Here is a 17,316-nt window from a genome sequence, read left to right as displayed (position 1 = left end):
AGTGCTGGCGCGCTGCGTCGGCAGAGGCATGCGTGTGCAGTGCAACGCGGCGCTTGCCCGCCCAGCACCGCCTGCATGAGGTGAGGTGTCGTGGGCCGACGGCCGGCGGTCGCTTACAGATGGCGTTCCACTTCGCGCATGCCCACATCGGCGGCACGCCGGAAGGCGGTTTTCACCAACGTGCAGTCCTTCTCCGACACGCCCAGCTCCTCGAACACCTCGCGCCACACACGCACCGCAGCTGCGACGCGATCAATCAACCTGGCCGCCCGCTGCTGGTTGAGTCCGAAGTCGCCATGGCCGGCCAGAGCGTTGTCCAGCGTGGCCCATCGCCCCCTGGGCCCCACCCCGAGGTGCAGCGTCCGCTCGCTGCCGACCTGCGGCTTGGGCACGACGTCGTACAGTGGGCTCAGGTTCCATGCGCCATCGTCGTGGACGAAGGCGTGGTTGCGCAGGTGATCGTCATCGTTGCTGACCAGGATGTTGAACACCATGCGGGCGAACAGTTCCTCGCGCTGCGCTGCCACCTGGCCATCGGTCGCCCGGTCTTCGATCACGCGGACGATCTGCGCATAGCGCGCGTCCGGGGACTGCTGTTCGGAGAGCCCCAGCATCGTGAGGGCGCTGACCGTGTGCCGGCGCCCCATTCCGCCAGCCACAGGCCTCCGGTCGAAACGTTCGATCAGCATGACGTGCCGGCCATCGGCCAAGGTCTGCAACGCGGTTTCGGGAACGGACAGCCCTGCACGCCGTGCTAGTTCCAGGGTGGCCCGCTCCACGCTGGGCACGTCGAACCTGTCGCGCACGGAGGGGAACTTGGCGATCCATTCACGCGCGTCATGGGCGATGGTGGCTTTCGGTCGCGCCCCGCCCAGGGAAGGGGCCCCGACTAGATAGTTCTCCAGTGCTTTCGGCACCGGCAGCCCTTGCTCCACTCGCTCGGCGGCGGCCACCAGGTATTGCAGGTCGATCGTCGCCGGCATGCCTGCAGTGTCCGGCGTGCTGTCCAACGCGGGCCGCACGTCGAGCGCGCCAACCCGGTTGCTCCCGGCCAACAGCAGGTACTGCGATTCGGGCAGCCCGTTGGCGGGAACCCCCAGCCGGTTCTCGATCACCCGCCGGCCCCAGTCGTCGGGAGTGGCATCGCGCAGGGCACCGAACAGGGGCAGGCCGTTGATCGGCACCTGGTCGCCAGCGGCATCGGCCAATGGCAGGGAGACCGGATCGACGGCGATCGCCGCCGGCGCGTTCCGGTCCCGGTAGCGCCGGCCATAGGCGAACCGCGAGGCCTGCAGCTGGATGCCCTGCTCGAACAGCGTCACCAGTCCGGCAGGGACGGCGGTCGTTTCTCCGGGCAGATGCACGAAGACATAGGGCATGCCCTAGAAGTCCATGTCGGGGGTGTTGGAGCGCAACGGGCGCTTGGCGCGCGTGCTATCGAGGATCGCCTCGGAAGCGGGATCTCTCAGCTGGGCGAATTTGGCCAGCAGCCCCAGCCGCTCGAACACCGCCAACCAGGTACCCAGGGAGGCGCCTAGGTTGCCTTGTTCGATACGGCTCATGGTGGCGGGGCTGATCCGCGCGCGCTCTGCCAGATTCAGCTGGGACCAGCCACGCGCAATCCGGGCGTTCTTCACCAGTGTGGCCAAGTGCTGCGCGGTTTGCTGGCTGGCAGAGGTGGCGTAAGCAGTCTCGAGACGGCGCATAAATTTCATAAACTATATGAATTAGGTAGAAGCATATCATTTAAGAAATTTTCTGCCAGTTGGAGGCGATGAGCACGCCATGAGCCAAACGAACGGGATGGGACAATCACCTCATTGACCAGAAGCGATACACGGCGACCTACCTCGGTCCTGCAGCGTTGGGACAATGGCCAGGGATCGGCGGTCTGCCTGCCGGGACGGCCACTGCTTCTCAAACCCACCCCACCCCTGCATCCTGTGCCCGCACTCCCGCCAGGATCCTCGATGCGCGCCCTGTTCGCCGCCCTTGCCCTCATGCTCAGCACCGTTCCCATGGCTCACGCCGAAAAACTCACCCTGGAGGCCATCACCGGCCCGTTGCCGCTGTCCGGCCCGACGCTGATGAAACCCAAGGTGGCCCCGGACGGCGCGCGGGTGAGCTTCCTGCGCGGCAAGGACAGCGACCGCAACCAGCTGGACCTGTGGGAATACGACATCGCCAGCGGCCAGACCCGGCTGTCGGTGGATTCCAAGGTCGTGCTGCCCGGCACCGAGAGCTTGAGCGATGTCGAAAAGGCCCGGCGTGAACGCCAGCGTATCGCCGCCTACGCCGGCATCGTCGATTACCAATGGGCGCCGGATGCGCAATCGCTGCTGCTTCCGCTCGGCGGCGAGCTGTATCTGTATGACCTGCGCAAGACCGGCGCGGCGGCCGTGCGCCAGCTCACCCATGGCGAAGGCTTCGCCACCGACGCCAAGCTGTCGCCCAAGGGCGGCTTCGTCAGCTTCGTGCGCGCACGCAACCTGTGGGTGATCGACCTGGCCAGCGGCAAGCAGGTGCAGCTCACCGGCGACGGCAGCGACACCATCGGCAATGGCGTGGCCGAATTCGTCGCCGACGAAGAAATGGACCGCCACACCGGGTCTTGGTGGGCGCCGGACGATTCGGCGATCGCCTTCGCGCGCATCGACGAATCCCGCGTGCCGGTACAGAAGCGCCCCGAGGTGTATGCCGACCACACCGAGGTGATCGAACAACGCTATCCGCAGGCCGGCCAGCCGAACGTGGCCGTGCAACTGGGCGTGATCGCCCCGCGCGCCGGTTCCGCACCGAGGTGGATCGACCTGGGCAAGAACGCGGACATCTATCTGGCAAGGGTGGACTGGCGCGATGCGCAGCGGCTGACCTTCCAACGCCAGTCGCGCGACCAGAAAACCCTTGAGCTGATCGAAACCACGCTGGCCACCGGCAGGCAGCGCACGCTCATCACCGAAACCTCGCCCACCTGGGTGCCGCTCACCAACGACCTGCGGTTTCTCAAGGATGGCCGCTTCATCTGGAACTCCGAGCGCAGCGGTTACGAGCATCTGTACGTGGCATCGGAAGACGGGCGCACGCTCACGCCGCTGACGTCCGGTCCCTGGGTGGTCGATGCGCTGCTCGCCGTCGATGAGCAAGCCGGGCAGGTGTATTTTTCCGGTAGCAAGGATGCGCCCACGCAGACCCACATCTACGCCGTGCCGCTGAGCGGCGGCGCGATCGAGAAGCGCTCTGCCATCCACGGCACGCATGCAGCCAGCTTCGCCAGCAATGCCAGCGTGTATGTCGACACCTGGTCCAATACCACCACCCCGCCGCAGATCGAACTGTTTCGCGCCAATGGCGAAAAAATCGCCACGCTGCTGAAGAACGATCTCGCCGATCCGCAACACCCCTACGCCAGATACCGTGACGCGCAGCGGCCGGTGGAGTTCGGCACGCTGACCGCGGCCGACGGCAAGACGCCCTTGCAGTACCGCCTGACCAAGCCGGCGCAGTTCGACCCGTCCAGGCGCTACCCGGTCATCGTCTACGTCTACGGAGGCCCGGCGGCGCAGACCGTGCTCGATGCCTGGCCCAGCCGCGGCGATGCCTTGTTCGATCACTACCTGGCCCAGCGCGGCTATGTGGTGTTCTCGCTGGATAACCGCGGCACCCCGCGGCGTGGCCGCGACTTCGGTGGTGCGCTGTACGGCAGGCAGGGCACGGTGGAAGTGGACGACCAGTTGCAAGGCGTGGCCTGGCTCAAGCAGCAACCCTGGGTCGATCCCCAACGCATCGGCGTGCAGGGGTGGTCCAACGGCGGCTACATGACCTTGATGCTGCTGGCCAGGCATAGCGACGCGTACGCCTGTGGCGTGGCCGGCGCACCGGTCACCGATTGGGGCCTGTACGACACCCACTACACCGAGCGCTACATGGACCTACCCGGCCGCAACGCCGAAGGCTACCGCGCCGCGCGCGTCGCCACCCACCTGGACGGCCTCAACGCCAGGTTGCTGCTGATCCACGGCATGGCCGACGACAATGTGCTGTTCACCAACGCCACCACGCTGATGAGCGAGTTGCAGCAACGCGGTACCGCGTTCGAACTGATGACCTATCCCGGCGCAAAGCACGGCTTGTCCGGCAGCGCTGCGCTGCACCGCTACCGGACCGCAGAGGCGTTTTTGCAGCGTTGCCTGATGCCGTAATCCCCCCGCCAGCGCGCTCCCGTAGGAGCGCGCCCGAGCGCGACGGGCGTTACCGGGAAGGCTTCGCGCGCCGGCGCGTTCCTAGCTCGACGACGTGCAGTTTCCTGAGGCATTGCCGACCTCGACGCAGATGGGTAGGGTCGCGCTACTTCTTACGGATGCTGTCCCATGAAACCACTTGTGATCGCCGTCGCACTCGCTTTGGGCGTCTCGTTGCCGGTGCTGGCACAGCCGCAGCCGCCCGGTACCTCCGCATCGACCCAGGCCGCTCCTGCGCCATCGGCCAGCCCGGCCTGGGTGCAGACCAGCAACGGGTATGCGCAGATCCTGCTGACCGCGCAGGCACCGTTCCAGCCCGAGTCGGCGACGGCGTTCGGGCTGGAAGGCTACGACGACCAGGTGGCCGATCTGGGGCCGAACAACGCGCAGCGCTATCGCGAGGCGATGCGCAAGGCGCGCGGCGAACTGCAGGCCAGGCTTGCCAGCGAACGCGATGCCAACGTGCGCCAGGACCTGCAGATCATGATCGGCGCGGCCGAGCAGAACATCCAGGGTAGCGAGCTCAACGAGCGCTATCTGTTGCCTTGGGTCGATGCGCCGCAGATGGTGTTCAGCGGCCTCAACGACCTGCTGTCCGAACAGGTATCGGCCGCGCGGCGGGCCAAGGCGCTGGACCGCCTCAAACGCTATCTCGGATTGCTGCCGGGCAGCACCCCGATCACCACGCTCGCACGCCAACGCTACCAAGAACAGCTCGGCAACAAGGCGCTGTTGCAGCCGACCGAGCGCGAGGTGCAGCAGGCGCTGGCGAACGTGGACACCTACGTCGCCGGTATCCAGGACCTGTTCGCCGACTACAAGATCACCGGCGCCGATGAGGCGCTCAAGGCCATGTCCACCCAGCTCAAGGACTATGCCGCCTGGACGAAGAAGACCGTGCTGCCCAAGGCGCGCAAGGACACCCGGTTACCCGAGCCGCTGTACACGTTCCAGCTCAAGCAGGTGGGGATCGATATCGCCCCGCAGTTGCTGATCCAGCGCGCGCAGCTGGAATTCATGGAAACCCGTTCGGTCATGCAACAGTTGGCGCCACTGGTGGCCAAGGCCAAGGGCGTGCAGGGTAATGATTACGTGCAGGTGATTCGCGCGCTCAAGGGCAACAAGATCGCCGACGATCAGCTGGAAACGCACTACCGCGGCGTGATCGACCAGATCGACCAGATCATCCGCCAGCAACGCATCGTCGCTGTGCCCAACCGCCCGATGCAGATGCGGCTGGGCAGCGCCGCCGAAAGCGCGGCGTCGCCGGCCCCGCACTTCCGTCCCGCACCGCTGATCGGCAACACCGGCCAGCAGGGGCAGTTCGTGCTGCCGTTGGGCAACCCGTCCGCCGATGGCAGCCAGAAGGAGCAGTACGACGACTTCAACTTCGGCTCGGCCGCCTGGACGCTCAGTGCGCACGAAGGCCGCCCCGGCCACGAGCTGCAGTTCACGGCGATGGTCGAACGCGGCGTCTCGCTGGCGCGTAGCCTGTTTGCGTTCAATTCGGTCAACGTCGAGGGATGGGCCCTGTATGCCGAGGCCGAAATGGTGCCGTACGAGCCGCTCGACGGGCAGCTGATCGCCCTGCAGTTCCGCCTGTTGCGCGCCGCCCGTGCCATGCTCGACCCGATGCTCAACCTGGGCCTGATCGACCGCGAACGCGCACGCCAGGTGCTGGAAGACGATGTCGGCCTATCCCCGGCCATGACCCGCCAGGAACTGGATCGCTACAGCGTGCGTGCGCCCGGCCAGGCCGGCAGCTATTTCTACGGTTACACCCGCATCCTGGAATTGCGCATGCGCACCGAACTGGCGCTGGGCAAGCAGTTCGACCGCCTGGCGTTCAACAATTTCCTGCTCGACCAGGGCCTGCTCCCGCCGGACCAGTTGGCCAAGGCGGTGGAAACGCAGTTCGTTCCGGCGCAGCAGCACAGGCACTGAAGCCAGAGACCCGGCAGTGGTGTCACTGTCAACTGGGGCAACCACACATGCGGCTGCATGTGTGGCGCGGGCTGCACTGCTTAGTGTTTGAACGGCACCATTTCTGGTTGCTTGGTGCCTTTCCACTGCCCCTGCTTCAATGCACCCGGACAAACACTGGTGTATTGCTGGAGCGCCGCGATGGCTGTCATCGTCCATCCCTGGCAATAGTTCGTTGATACAGGCGTTGGGCCGGGACAATAAGGAGGAACCGCCACCCAGGTGCCTGAAATCGGATCGATCGGCTTCCAGTTGTAATCTGGGTCGTCGCATCCTTTCGAGCAGAACAGGAAGGGGTCGTCCATGCGGCAGACCAGTCTTTGGTGCGGTGTGCTTGCCGTTGCGGAGGTTTGAAGCCCGATAGCCCCGATCAATATCCATATCCAGCGTTTCATCACGATTCCTTCTGTCAATGACGGTTTATTGCAAGCCCTGAGGCCAACAATCGACCCGAGGGTTGCGAATTTTGGCCCAAGCATACAGGCCTGTGCAGCGTTCGCAAAAAGCAGCTCAGCAAGTCTGGCCGAGGTGTTCGTCAGATTTCATCAAGCATGAGGCATGCCTGGTTTCTGCCATTACGATTCAGGATTGGCTGGTCCTGGCTGCTTTAGCAGTGGATGTTGAAAAGCGTTCAAAAGAGATCTGCAGAAAGTGGGACATGGCCGCCACCGCACTTACGGTGGCGTGGGCGAAGGGGTCTGCGCCCCCGCCGGCACCCAGATCGCCATGCCGGCTGCGCGCTTCTGGGTGGTCGGGATGCCGATGCCCAGGCCGCCGCCAACGCGCCCGCCATAGCTGCCGCCGCCCACCGACAGGCCCCCGCCGGAGCGCTCCGAGCCCACGCCGACGATGACCACGCCATTGGCACCGAGCTTGGCCGCCTCGCGCTTGAGCCGCTGCACGGCCGCATCGGTCTGGCCCTGGGTGCCGAAGCCGGCGGCGCTGGTGGATTCGAGCTGGGCGATCTCCACCGAGCCGGGCGGGGCGTGCGGGTACACCTGCACTTGCGCCGGATCGATCGGTGCGCGCGCCTGCCCCAGCATCACCTTGGAACTGCTGGCACAACCGGCCAGCAGGGCGGCGGCGGCCACGGCGATCGTGGCGCGCTTGATGTGCGAATGCAGGTTCATACCGAAGCCCCCGTGGGTAGTGATGGCGATGATCCGGCGCCCGGACTGAACGGCGCCGCAGTTGAGCGGACAGATCCCAACACTAGCCAGGCCTGCGTGAGGCCGTCGCCAAGCCGCCATTGGTCAGGGTGACCACCCGCCCACGGCGTCTTGCCGGGCGCACGGCTAAGCTTGCGCCTTCTTTGGACGACGAGGGGTGGACTTTGGGACTCATCAGCCTGTTGTGGGGCATCGTGGCGCTGTTGTGGATGGTGCTGGCCTTCATCCCGTTGCTGGGCTGGGGCAACTGGTTCCTGATTCCGTTCGCGGCGATGGGTGCGCTGATCGCTGCAATCGCGTTGCTGTTCACCTCGGCCGGCAATCGCGGCCGGGCCAAGACCGGCTTGCTGCTCAACGGCCTGGTGATCGTGGTCGGGGTGATCCGGCTGAGCCTGGGGGGCGGGGTGATCTGAGAGCGGTGTCGTCCATGCCGGGCCGGCCCCGTGCAGGCGCCACCGGCGGGAGCAGGGCCAGGCCGGTGCGTTGCAGCGTTGCGACACTGCATCGCAGCGCGTTTGGCGCGGGGTGGCGGGCGTAGACTTGCGCGCTGTCCCCAGGAGCCTTGTCATGGCCCACCCGCACTATCGCCCCCGCCGCATGCGCCACGACGCCTTTTCGCGTCGTTTGATGCGCGAAAACACGCTGACCGCCGATGACCTGATCTGGCCGGTGTTCGTGCATGAACTGCCCGGCCGCGCGCCGATCGCCTCGATGCCGGGCGTGGAGCGCCTGTCGCTGGACGAGCTGCTGCGCGAGGCGGAAAACGCGTTGGAGCTGGGCATTCCGGTGATCGACCTGTTCCCGGTGATCGACCCGGCCGGCAAGAGCCTGGACGCGGCCGAAGCCTGGAATCCGGACGGTCTGGCGCAACGCGCGGTACGTGCGCTGAAATCGCGCTTCCCGGAGCTGGGCGTCATGACCGACGTGGCGCTGGACCCGTACACCACGCACGGCCAGGACGGGCTGATCGACGACAAGGGCTACGTGCTCAACGAGATCACTGTCGAGGCGCTGGTGAAGCAATCGTTGTCGCATGCGCAGGCCGGTGTGGACATCGTCTCGCCCTCGGACATGATGGACGGGCGGATCGGCGCGATCCGTCGCGCGCTGGATGCCGACAAGCATCTCAACGTGCGCATCATGGCGTATTCGGCCAAGTACGCTTCGGCGTTCTACGGCCCGTTCCGCGACGCAGTGGGCAGCGCCGGCAACCTGGGCAAGGCCGACAAGACCACTTACCAGATGGACCCGGCCAATGGCGATGAAGCCTTGCGCGAAATCGCACTGGACCTGGAAGAAGGCGCGGACATGGTGATGGTCAAGCCAGGCATGCCGTACCTGGATGTGGTGCGCCGGGTGAAGGAAGAATTCCGCGTGCCGACCTTTGCGTATCAGGTCAGCGGCGAGTACGCGATGCTCAAGGCGGCCGCAGCCAACGGCTGGCTGGATGAGCGTAAGTGCGTGTTCGAGGCGCTGATGGCCTTCAAGCGCGCCGGTGCCGATGGCGTGTTGACCTATTTCGCGCCGCAGGTGGCGCGCTGGTTGCGCGAGGAAACTCGCTGATCTGCACGCCGCGCGAGCATCCGGGAAGCGGATGCTCGCGCACATCGATGAGCGCGGCTGGCATCGCCGAGCCGTTCTCACCGCATGGTGCTGCACCGAGCCAACCACTCACATCGCTGGCTCAGCCGCCGCTGTTGCCAATCGCAAACCGCCATTCCGCCTCAAGGCAACACCAACGCAATCGCCTGCGACTTCATGCCTGCGCTGAGCGACGGGAACGGGTCCACGTTGGTCATTACGATCAGATCGTCGATGGAGACCACGTCGCAATTGATGCTGCTGTCGTTGACACACAGATAGGCGCCGGCACCCACGCCCGGCTCGTAGATCGCTTTCCACACGTAAGCCGGGACGGCGACCTTGTCGGTGCCAATGGTCGGCGCCGTGCCGCTGTCGAACGCCGGGCCGGTCACCACATACAACTCGCCGTGCTGCTTGGCCAGCTGCCGCACCTGTTCTTCGATATGCGCCCATTCGCCCGTGTTGAGCTTGTGGTCCTGCGGCACCACGTTGGCCATGGAAAAGGTTTCCTTCTCCGAGCTTTCGGTGGAAGCGTCGCCGGCCGGGGTCATATGCCCGCGATCGAAGCCGGTATTGGTGTAGTCGCTGCTCTTGGAACGGTCCGCTGCCGGGATGCCGGCTTCTTCATGGAACGAACCGACCCGGCCGATGGCCTCGGCGCCGGCCACCTGCTGGTCGGTCAGGTGCTCGGCCGAATACACCGGGTCCCTGGTGACGCCCGAGGCCAACAGCGCGTATTCGGTATGGCACACCTCGGTGGTGCGCGTGGTGGCGGTGCGCACGCCCGGCGGCGTGCCGTTGGCGTATAGCGAGGGGCAGTTGGTGGCGGCCAGCGCTGCGGAGGTACTGAACAACGCTGCCAGGACCAGGCAGCCGCGCAACAGGAAGCACATTGGATGACTCGCTTGCCAGTGGGGGAGCGAAGAAAATGGCAAGGCACCGTGTCCATTGGATGACGGCGAGGTGTGCATCCGATGACCGACGCCGACGCCTGCGGGGCGGCGCGCGCAGCGTGCCGTTTCGGGCGCCGCACCGCATGAGACGCATTCTCATCTACAATGCCTTCACGTCATTCAATCTCGTGCCGTCTTGATCAAATCGCTGCTGTTTCAACTGCATTGGGTGCTCGGCATCACTGCTGGCCTGGTGCTGTCGGTGATGGGGGCGACCGGCGCGTTGATGTCGTTCGAGGACGAGGTCGTGCGGCTGGCCAACCCAGCCATCGCGCAGCTGGCGCAGCGGCATGCGGCGGGTGAGCAGGCATTGCCGGTGGATGTGCTGTTGCAGCGGCTCGATCTGGCACAGCATGCTCCCGGCAACGGCCCGTTGGTCACGCGCATGCTGATCGACCCCACCGGGATGCGGCCGTCCAACGCACGCCTGCCTGCCAAGGGCAGCGCGCGGGTGTATTTCGATCCCTACACCGGCCAGCGCGTGGCGGCCCCTCGGCTGAGCGGCGCATTTGCCTTCATCGAAGATCTGCACCGCAATCTCGCCGCCGGCAAGCGCGGCCAGGCGATCACCGGAGCGTGCGCGCTGATCCTGCTGTTCTTCTGCATCTCGGGCCTGTATCTGCGCTGGCCGCGGCGTTGGTGGAGCCCGCGCACCTGGCTGGCGGTGGAATGGCGGCGGCAGGGACGCAGCTTTTTGTGGAGCCTGCACGCGGTATTTGGCACCTGGTGCCTGCTGGTCTATCTGTTGGTGGCGCTGACCGGTCTGACCTGGTCCTACACCTGGTATCGCGATGGCATGGCAGTGCTGCTGGACGCCGCGCCGGTGCCGCACGTCGAGCAGCGCTCGCACGCCAAGGCCACGGTGGATTTCGCGCAGGTGCAGCGCACCCTCGGCAGCATCCCGGCCACCCGCCACGCGGCATTGGATCTGCGCATTCCCGCGCGTGCAGGGCAACCGCTGATCGCGCGGTTCCTGCCTGACAACCCCGATCACGACCGTGCCTTCGACACGCTGGAGATCGACCCCGGCAATGGCGCGCTGCTGGGGCGCCGCGACTATGCGCTGCTGGCGCGCGGGCAGCAGTGGATGCTCAGCATGTTTCCGTTGCATACCGGTAGTTTCTTTGGGCTGCCGGGGCGCATCGTGGTGATGCTGGCCAGCCTGGGCATGTCGGTGTTCTTCGTCAGCGGCTGGATGCTGTACCTGGATCGGCGGGGCAAGCAGCGTGCGCTGCGTGCGGCGCGTGTGGTGTTGCAAGGCACGCCGCCGGCCTCGCAGGCCGAACCGTGGTTGATCGCCTTCGCCAGCCAGAGCGGGTTTGCCGAACGGCTGGCCTGGCAGGCGGCCGGGCATTTGCAGGCGGCCGGCCTGCCGGTGCAGGTGCGCCCGCTCGGGCAGGTGGATGCGCCGCAGCTGCACGCCACGCGGCACGCCTTGTTCGTCATCAGTACCTTCGGCGATGGCGAGCCGCCGGATGCGGCGCGCAACGTCGAACGTGAGCTGCTGCGTCAGCGCATTGCACTGCCGCAGCTGGCCTACGCGGTGCTGGCATTGGGCGACCGGCAATACGCGCAGTTCTGCGGGTTTTCGCGGCGGGTCGAGCAATGGATGCAGGCGCAGGGCGCGCGCGCGCTGTTCCCGGCGGTGGAAATGGACAACACCGATCCGCAGGCGTTGGCGCAATGGCATGCGCAGCTGGAGCAGATTGCCGGGACGCCGCTGACCGCAGCACCGCTGGTGCGGCCGCAGCGAACGCCCTGGGTGCTGGCGTCGCGCACGCATCTGAATCCGGGTAGCGAATTCGCGCCGATCTGGCGCATCGATCTGCAGCCGCCAGCCGATGCGCACTGGCAGGCTGGCGACATCCTGGAGGTGCAGCCCGCGCATGCCGACACGCAGGTACACGCCTGCCTGGCGGCCTGGGGTTTGCCGGCAGAGGCGTCGGTGCATGTGCAGGCGCAACTGCTGCCGCTGCAACGTGCGGCCGCCGAGCGCGTGCTGCCCGAACCGCCGGCGACCGCTGCAGTGTCCCGCCCGGACCCGCAGACCTGGCTGGAGGGTTGCGATTGGCTGCCGACCCGCGACTATTCGCTGGCCAGCGTCGCCGCCGATGGCATTGCGACCGTTGTGGTACGGCTGACCACCGGCGCCGATGGCCGCCCGGGGCTGGGCTCGGGCTGGCTGATCCATCACGCACCGATCGGCATGCCGGTGCAGGCGCGCCTGCGCCGCAATCCCGGCTTCCATCGGGTGGAGGCTGCCCCGATGGTGTTGATCGGCAACGGAACCGGCATCGCGGGCCTGCGGGCCTTGTTGCGCGAGGCTGAACTGGCCGGGGTGCACGGGCACTGGCTGCTGTTCGGCGAACGCCAGGCCGCCCACGACCGGCTGTTTGACGACGAGCTGCAGGCCTGGCAGGCCAGTGGCCATCTGCAACAGCTGGACCAAGTGTTCTCGCGCGATCAGGCGCACAAGCGCTATGTGCAGCATCGTCTGCACGAGGCCGGCGACGCGTTGCGCCACTGGATCGATCGCGGTGCGGTGCTCTACGTCTGCGGCAGCCTGGACAGCATGGCGCGTGCGGTGGATGCCGCGCTGCGCGAGATCCTGGGCCAGACGCGGGTGGAATCGCTGACCGCCGCCGGTCGTTACCGGCGCGATGTCTACTGAGCGGAGCCCGCCGCCGCAGGAACATCGTCGCGGCGGGCATGCGCGGCCGATGGCGGCCCACTCAGCGGCAGCTGGTCTCTCCCTCCACCGTCGGTGCCTTCATCCGGTAGATATCCAGTTGCCCCGCACGCGGTGCACGCGCACTGCCGGTCACCAGCAGCTCGCCCGGCTTGGCCGCATCCACCACCGCACCGAAGGTGCGTTCCTGCGGCCCGTTGAACGACAGCGGCAGCGGCTGGCCTGCACCGTAGTGGCCACCCATGCAGGTCGCCAGCAGCAGCTGGCTGGGGCCACCGACCGCGCCGCGCGCCCACACCAGGCCGCGGCCATCGGCAAGCCAGGCCGCGTCGGATTCGTCGGCTGCGGTGTTGATGTCGCCCAACGGCATGGGGGCGGTGAAGGCTCGCCCGTCCCAGCGCGCCACGAACAGGTCCATGCCGCCCGCACCGCCATGCCCGTCGCTGGCCAACAGCAGGCGCGTCCCGTCCAGCGACAGCGTGGGCGCGCGTTCGTTGCCCGCGCTGTTGATCGCTGCGCCCAGCGACTGCACCGCACCGAGCCGGCCCTGCGCATCCACCGGCACCCGGTACAGATCGCTACCACCGGCCCCGCCAGGCCGCGACGAGGCGAACAGCAGCCAGCGGCCGTCGGCACTGAGCACCGGCGTGGTCTCGTCCTGGGCGGTGTTGATCGCAAGCGGCTGCGCGTCCTGCCAGCGCCCGCCGCGCAGTTGCGCCTGCCACAGGTCCCAGCCGCCAGCCCCGCCGGGGCGATCGCTGGCCCAGACGATGCGCTGCCCATCGGGGCTGAGCGTGGCGCGTGCCTCGTTGGCCGGCGTGGAGACCACGCCCATGCCTTCGATGCCGAATTCGGCCAGTCCCGATGCCGACGGCGCGAAGAGTAAACTCGCCGCCAGCGCGGGCAGCATCCATCGAAGTTGCATGCGGTGTTCCTGCCTCATCCTGCGCACAGTCTAGTCAACCAGAGAGCGTTACATGCCCGTCTCCCGTTATGCCGTGTTCGGTCACCCCGTTGCCCATTCGCTGTCGCCGGCCATCCATGCCGACTTCGGGAAGCAGACCGGCATCGCGCTGGACTACACAGCCATCGATGCGCTGCCGGAAGACTTCGCCGCCGCGCTGCAGCGCTTCGCCGACGAAGGCGGCAAGGGGGCCAACGTCACCCTGCCGTTGAAGGAGGCGGCCTTTGCCCTGTCCAGTAGCCTGAGCGCGCGCGCGCGCCTGGCCGGCGCGGTCAATACCCTGGTGCGCAACGACGGTCAGTGGCAGGGCGACAACACCGACGGTGCCGGCCTGGTGCGCGATCTCACCGAGCGCCACGGCCTGGATCTGCGCGGCCGCCGCGTGCTGCTGCTCGGCGCCGGTGGCGCGGCGCGTGGCGTGGCACCGGCGCTGCTGGAGGCCGGCATCACCGACATGGTGGTGGTGAACCGCTCGCCCGAACGCGCCGATGCCTTGTGCGATGCATTGGGCGAACCGGCGCGGGTGATGTCGCGTTACATCGAAGACCTGCGCGAGCTGGGCGACTTCGAGCTGATCGTCAATGCCACCGCGGCCGGGCGCGACCGCGATGCCGGTGCCTTCGCCTTGCCGCTGAGCCTGGTCAACAGCCTGACCGCCGCGGTCGATCTGAACTATGGCGCCACCGCCATCGCGTTCCTGGCCTGGGCGCGCGCGGCGCAATGCCGATACGCCATCGACGGGCTGGGCATGCTGGTGGAACAGGCCGCCGAAAGCTTCGCGCTGTGGCATGGCGTGCGCCCGGAGACCGACCCGGTCTATGCCGCGCTGCGTGCCCGCGAGGCGGTACTGGTCAGCGCCGACTGAACCGGCAGCGATGACCACCACCGAACTGCTGCTGGGCCTGGTCACCAGCCTGCTGTCGCGGGTTCCGCTGCTGATCGCCGTGCTGCTGGGCGTGGTGCTGTTGTGGCGTGCGCCGGCCGGCCCGCTGCGGCGCGCCGGCCTGGCCGGGGTGGGGTTGCTGCTGGGCTGCGTGCTGGCCGAAGTCGCGCTGCAGGCCATCCCGATGCTGCTGCTGCAGCAGGGCGACGTGCGCAGGATCGCCCTGCTGATGGGGGTCGGCAGCTTCGTGCTGACCACCGTGCAGGCGGTGGGCATCGGCCTGCTGGTGTGGACCCTGGCGCGCAGCCTGCAACGCTTGCCGACGGACGTGGGTCGACCCGGCTGATCCTGCTCGGGCCGCCTGCCGGCGTGGGGTAGGGCGGTGCGGCGGCACATGCCCGCCGCCTTGCATCGAGGCAGTTGCAGCGCCTTGGTGCCCGGCCATGCCATCGGCATGCCTTGCAGCGAAGCACTACGTCTGGCCGCAGCGCGCTCGGCACACACGTTCAGCCGCGCCGTCGGTCGGTCGCAGCGGCTGCGCCAGTCCATGCGAAAATGGCGCGATGAGTGATCTCGCCCCACCGGCCGCGCCGTCTGCGCCCGTTCCCCCCCAGCGCGTGCTGACCGACCCGATCAAGGCCGGCATCCGCGACGCCTATGCCAAGCTGCAGGCCAACACACCCGGCTTTGCCACCCGCCGCGCGCAGAGCCAGATGATTGGCCTGGTCTCGCGCGCGCTGGCTACCTCCGGCGGCATCGGCATCGCCGAAGCACCGACCGGTGTCGGCAAGAGCCTGGGCTACCTCACCGCCGGCGTGCCGATCGCACTGGCCACCAAGAAGAAGCTGGTCATCAGCACCGGCACGGTGGCATTGCAATCGCAGCTGGTGGAACGCGACATCCCGGCCTTCCTCAAGGCCACCGGGCTGGAGGCCAGCGTGGCGCTGGCCAAGGGCCGCACCCGTTACCTGTGCACGCGCAATGCCGCCGAGCTGGAAGGCGACACCAGCCAGAACGCCATGTTCGAAGACGAGCAGGCGCTCTACGACCGCCCGCTCAGCCCGGTGGATGCGGAGTTGGCCAAGCGCCTCGCCAAGGCCTACGCCGCGCGTACCTGGAACGGTGACCTGGACGATGCCCCCGAGCAGGTCTCGGTGCCGCTGCGCATGCGCATCACCACCCCGGCCTCGGGCTGTGCGGGGCGCCGTTGCAGCTACGCCGCGCAGTGCCCGGTGCTCAAGGCGCGTACCGATGTGCGCGAAGCGCAGATCGTGGTCACCAACCACGCCCTGCTGCTGTCCTCACTGTCGTTGGGCGATGCCGAAAACGGCCAGCCGCTGATCGCCCCGCCAGCGGACATGCTGCTGGTGCTCGATGAAGGCCACCACATCGCCGGCGTAGCCATCGACCAGGGCGCGGCCAACCTGCCGCTGGACGACATGGCCAAGCGCACCGGCCGCCTGCAGATCCTGATCGCTGCGGCGTACCGCGCGGTGGACAAGGACAGGATCGGCAACCTGCTGCCCAACGAAGCCATCGAGGTGGCTGCGCGCGTTTCCAAATTGCTCAAGGCCTTCCATGCCGAGGTCGAACGCGTCTGGAAACCCGAGCCCGGCGAGCGCGATCCGTTGTGGCGTGCGGCCAACGGCAAGTTACCGTCGCAATGGAGCCCGGCCATCGAAGAACTGGGCGAAGACACCCGCGCGCTGTTCAACTGGGTGCACGCCGCGCACAGCGCCGTGGCCAAGGGCAAGCAGGACGATGCCGCGCGCGAGCGGTTGCAACGCAGCCTGGGGCTGGCGCTGGAAATGGCCGAGCAGCAACACGCTCTGTGGAGCGGCTGGCGCCGCGAAGACAAGGAAGGCCAGCCGCCGATGGCACGCTGGATCACCCTCTCGCGCGATGGTGACCTGATCTGCCATTGCTCGCCGGTCTCCGCAGCACAAGTGCTGCGCACGATGATCTGGAACGAGGTCGATTCGGTGGTGATGACCTCGGCCACGCTCACCGGTGGCGGCGACTTCCAGTCCTTCGCCATCGATAACGGTCTGCCCGATCACGCCGAGATGGCGTCGCTGGCCTCGCCGTTCGATCTACCCAACCAGGCCGAATTGATCGTGCCCAATTTCCCGGTCACGCCCGACGACCGCGAGGGGCACCCCAAAGAAGTGGCCAAGTACCTGGTGCGCGAACTGGATTGGAGCGCCAAGGGCAGCATCGTCTTGTTCACCTCGCGCTGGAAGATGGAAAAGGTCGCCGACCTGATGCCGCTGGCGCAGCGCAACCGCGTGCTGGTGCAAGGCGAGGGCAACAAGTCGCAGCTCATCACCGAACACCTGCGCCGCATCGCGGCCGGCGAGGGCTCGGTGTTGTTCGGGCTCAACTCCTTCGGCGAAGGCCTGGACCTGCCGGGCGAAGCCTGCACCACCGTGGTCATCACCCAGGTGCCGTTCGCCGTGCCCACCGACCCGCAGACCTCGACCCTGAGTGAATGGCTGGAAAGCCGCGGCCACAACGCCTTCAACCTGATCGCGATCCCGCATGCACTGCGCACGCTTACCCAGTTCGCCGGTCGCCTGATCCGCAGCTCCAGCGACCATGGCCGCGTCATCATCCTCGACTCGCGCCTGCTCACACGCCGCTATGGCAAGCGCATCATCGACGCCTTGCCGCCGTTCAAGCGGGTGATCGGGCGCTGATGGCGTGCCTTGAACCTGCTGTGCCGCGACGAAGGGCGCATCGGGCCGGATCGCTTCATCGGACAGTGGGCCGCAGGTGACGGGCTTTGCGGATCGAACGCAGATGATCCGTATGATGCAATGCAATGCCGCTTGGCACAGTGGCGTATCGACA

At 67.1% G+C, this 17,316-nt stretch carries 14 protein-coding genes; 8 read left to right on the top strand and 6 right to left on the bottom strand.

The window, feature by feature from the left end; genetic code table 11:
• Positions 1-113: 113 nt before the first annotated feature.
• On the bottom strand, positions 114-1,379 hold the full coding sequence (locus tag XcuCFBP2542_RS01690) for a type II toxin-antitoxin system HipA family toxin (protein ID WP_104601894.1): 1,266 nt from the start codon (positions 1,377-1,379) through the stop codon (positions 114-116).
• Positions 1,380-1,382: 3 nt separating this feature from the next.
• The gene (locus XcuCFBP2542_RS01685) at positions 1,383-1,706 is read right to left on the bottom strand and encodes a helix-turn-helix transcriptional regulator (protein ID WP_104601893.1); all 324 of its coding nucleotides are present in this window, start codon (positions 1,704-1,706) and stop codon (positions 1,383-1,385) included.
• A 264-nt stretch (positions 1,707-1,970) separates the two neighbouring features.
• Between XcuCFBP2542_RS01685 and XcuCFBP2542_RS01680 the strand changes: the two genes are divergently transcribed.
• Together XcuCFBP2542_RS01680 and XcuCFBP2542_RS01675 are read left to right on the top strand one after the other, a co-directional pair.
• Entirely contained in the window at positions 1,971-4,199 is a 2,229-nt protein-coding gene (locus XcuCFBP2542_RS01680) for a S9 family peptidase (RefSeq protein ID WP_104601892.1), read from the top strand.
• 168 nt (positions 4,200-4,367) lie between these two features.
• Complete coding sequence (locus XcuCFBP2542_RS01675) at positions 4,368-6,182, top strand: DUF885 domain-containing protein (RefSeq protein ID WP_104601891.1); 1,815 nt, start codon at positions 4,368-4,370, stop codon at positions 6,180-6,182.
• An 80-nt stretch (positions 6,183-6,262) separates the two neighbouring features.
• On the opposite strand, the gene XcuCFBP2542_RS01670 is transcribed toward XcuCFBP2542_RS01675, so the two are convergent.
• A complete protein-coding gene (locus XcuCFBP2542_RS01670; RefSeq protein ID WP_104601890.1) occupies positions 6,263-6,616 on the bottom strand; it encodes a hypothetical protein in 354 nt (117 codons plus the stop codon).
• Positions 6,617-6,895: 279 nt separating this feature from the next.
• Complete coding sequence (locus XcuCFBP2542_RS01665) at positions 6,896-7,351, bottom strand: hypothetical protein (protein ID WP_104601889.1); 456 nt, start codon at positions 7,349-7,351, stop codon at positions 6,896-6,898.
• A 248-nt stretch (positions 7,352-7,599) separates the two neighbouring features.
• Here XcuCFBP2542_RS01665 and XcuCFBP2542_RS01660 point away from each other — a divergent pair, with 248 nt between their 5' ends.
• Together XcuCFBP2542_RS01660 and hemB are read left to right on the top strand one after the other, a co-directional pair.
• Positions 7,600-7,803 carry a hypothetical protein gene (locus XcuCFBP2542_RS01660; RefSeq protein ID WP_208800722.1) on the top strand — a complete coding sequence of 68 codons (204 nt, stop codon included), beginning with the start codon at positions 7,600-7,602 and terminating at the stop codon, positions 7,801-7,803.
• A 154-nt stretch (positions 7,804-7,957) separates the two neighbouring features.
• Positions 7,958-8,953: a porphobilinogen synthase gene (hemB, locus tag XcuCFBP2542_RS01655; RefSeq protein WP_104601888.1), complete on the top strand. Its 996-nt coding sequence runs from the start codon at positions 7,958-7,960 to the stop codon at positions 8,951-8,953.
• Between the two features lie 161 nt (positions 8,954-9,114).
• Here the strand turns inward: hemB and XcuCFBP2542_RS01650 are convergent, their stop codons facing one another.
• Positions 9,115-9,867 (bottom strand): DNA/RNA non-specific endonuclease, encoded by a 753-nt coding sequence (locus XcuCFBP2542_RS01650; protein WP_104601887.1) that lies wholly within the window; start codon positions 9,865-9,867, stop codon positions 9,115-9,117.
• Positions 9,868-10,063: 196 nt separating this feature from the next.
• Between XcuCFBP2542_RS01650 and XcuCFBP2542_RS01645 the strand changes: the two genes are divergently transcribed.
• Positions 10,064-12,598, top strand: a complete 2,535-nt coding sequence (locus XcuCFBP2542_RS01645; RefSeq protein ID WP_104601886.1) for a PepSY domain-containing protein — start codon at positions 10,064-10,066, stop codon at positions 12,596-12,598.
• 61 nt (positions 12,599-12,659) lie between these two features.
• Here XcuCFBP2542_RS01645 and XcuCFBP2542_RS01640 read toward each other — a convergent pair whose 3' ends face one another.
• The gene (locus XcuCFBP2542_RS01640; RefSeq protein WP_104602009.1) at positions 12,660-13,541 is read right to left on the bottom strand and encodes a TolB family protein; all 882 of its coding nucleotides are present in this window, start codon (positions 13,539-13,541) and stop codon (positions 12,660-12,662) included.
• Positions 13,542-13,593: 52 nt separating this feature from the next.
• On the opposite strand from XcuCFBP2542_RS01640, the gene aroE reads away from it, so the two are divergent.
• The 3 genes from aroE to dinG all read left to right on the top strand — a co-directional run bounded on the left by aroE (position 13,594) and on the right by dinG (position 17,162).
• A complete protein-coding gene (aroE, locus tag XcuCFBP2542_RS01635) occupies positions 13,594-14,445 on the top strand; it encodes a shikimate dehydrogenase (protein ID WP_104601885.1) in 852 nt (283 codons plus the stop codon).
• A 10-nt stretch (positions 14,446-14,455) separates the two neighbouring features.
• Positions 14,456-14,809 (top strand): hypothetical protein, encoded by a 354-nt coding sequence (locus XcuCFBP2542_RS01630; RefSeq protein ID WP_104601884.1) that lies wholly within the window; start codon positions 14,456-14,458, stop codon positions 14,807-14,809.
• Between the two features lie 217 nt (positions 14,810-15,026).
• Complete coding sequence (dinG, locus tag XcuCFBP2542_RS01625) at positions 15,027-17,162, top strand: ATP-dependent DNA helicase DinG (protein WP_104601883.1); 2,136 nt, start codon at positions 15,027-15,029, stop codon at positions 17,160-17,162.
• Positions 17,163-17,316: the final 154 nt, after the last annotated feature.

Source organism: Xanthomonas cucurbitae (genome assembly GCF_002939885.1).
Taxonomy (GTDB): Bacteria; Pseudomonadota; Gammaproteobacteria; order Xanthomonadales; family Xanthomonadaceae; genus Xanthomonas; species Xanthomonas cucurbitae.
The sequence above is the reverse complement of the archived record's forward strand: the minus strand, read 5'-3'. Positions and strand labels throughout refer to the sequence as shown.

Excerpts from the sequence above, each read along its gene's own strand:
- XcuCFBP2542_RS01660 (WP_208800722.1), top strand. The coding sequence starts at position 7,600 with ATGGTGCTGGCCTTCATCCCGTTGCTGGGCTGGGGCAACTGGTTCCTG.
- hemB (WP_104601888.1), top strand. The coding sequence starts at position 7,958 with ATGGCCCACCCGCACTATCGCCCCCGCCGCATGCGCCACGACGCCTTT.
- XcuCFBP2542_RS01675 (WP_104601891.1), top strand. The coding sequence starts at position 4,368 with ATGAAACCACTTGTGATCGCCGTCGCACTCGCTTTGGGCGTCTCGTTG.
- XcuCFBP2542_RS01670 (WP_104601890.1), bottom strand. The coding sequence starts at position 6,616 with ATGAAACGCTGGATATGGATATTGATCGGGGCTATCGGGCTTCAAACC.
- XcuCFBP2542_RS01665 (WP_104601889.1), bottom strand. The coding sequence starts at position 7,351 with ATGAACCTGCATTCGCACATCAAGCGCGCCACGATCGCCGTGGCCGCC.
- XcuCFBP2542_RS01640 (WP_104602009.1), bottom strand. The coding sequence starts at position 13,541 with ATGCAACTTCGATGGATGCTGCCCGCGCTGGCGGCGAGTTTACTCTTC.
- XcuCFBP2542_RS01690 (WP_104601894.1), bottom strand. The coding sequence starts at position 1,379 with ATGCCCTATGTCTTCGTGCATCTGCCCGGAGAAACGACCGCCGTCCCT.
- XcuCFBP2542_RS01650 (WP_104601887.1), bottom strand. The coding sequence starts at position 9,867 with ATGTGCTTCCTGTTGCGCGGCTGCCTGGTCCTGGCAGCGTTGTTCAGT.
- XcuCFBP2542_RS01630 (WP_104601884.1), top strand. The coding sequence starts at position 14,456 with ATGACCACCACCGAACTGCTGCTGGGCCTGGTCACCAGCCTGCTGTCG.
- XcuCFBP2542_RS01680 (WP_104601892.1), top strand. The coding sequence starts at position 1,971 with ATGCGCGCCCTGTTCGCCGCCCTTGCCCTCATGCTCAGCACCGTTCCC.
- dinG (WP_104601883.1), top strand. The coding sequence starts at position 15,027 with ATGAGTGATCTCGCCCCACCGGCCGCGCCGTCTGCGCCCGTTCCCCCC.
- aroE (WP_104601885.1), top strand. The coding sequence starts at position 13,594 with ATGCCCGTCTCCCGTTATGCCGTGTTCGGTCACCCCGTTGCCCATTCG.
- XcuCFBP2542_RS01685 (WP_104601893.1), bottom strand. The coding sequence starts at position 1,706 with ATGCGCCGTCTCGAGACTGCTTACGCCACCTCTGCCAGCCAGCAAACC.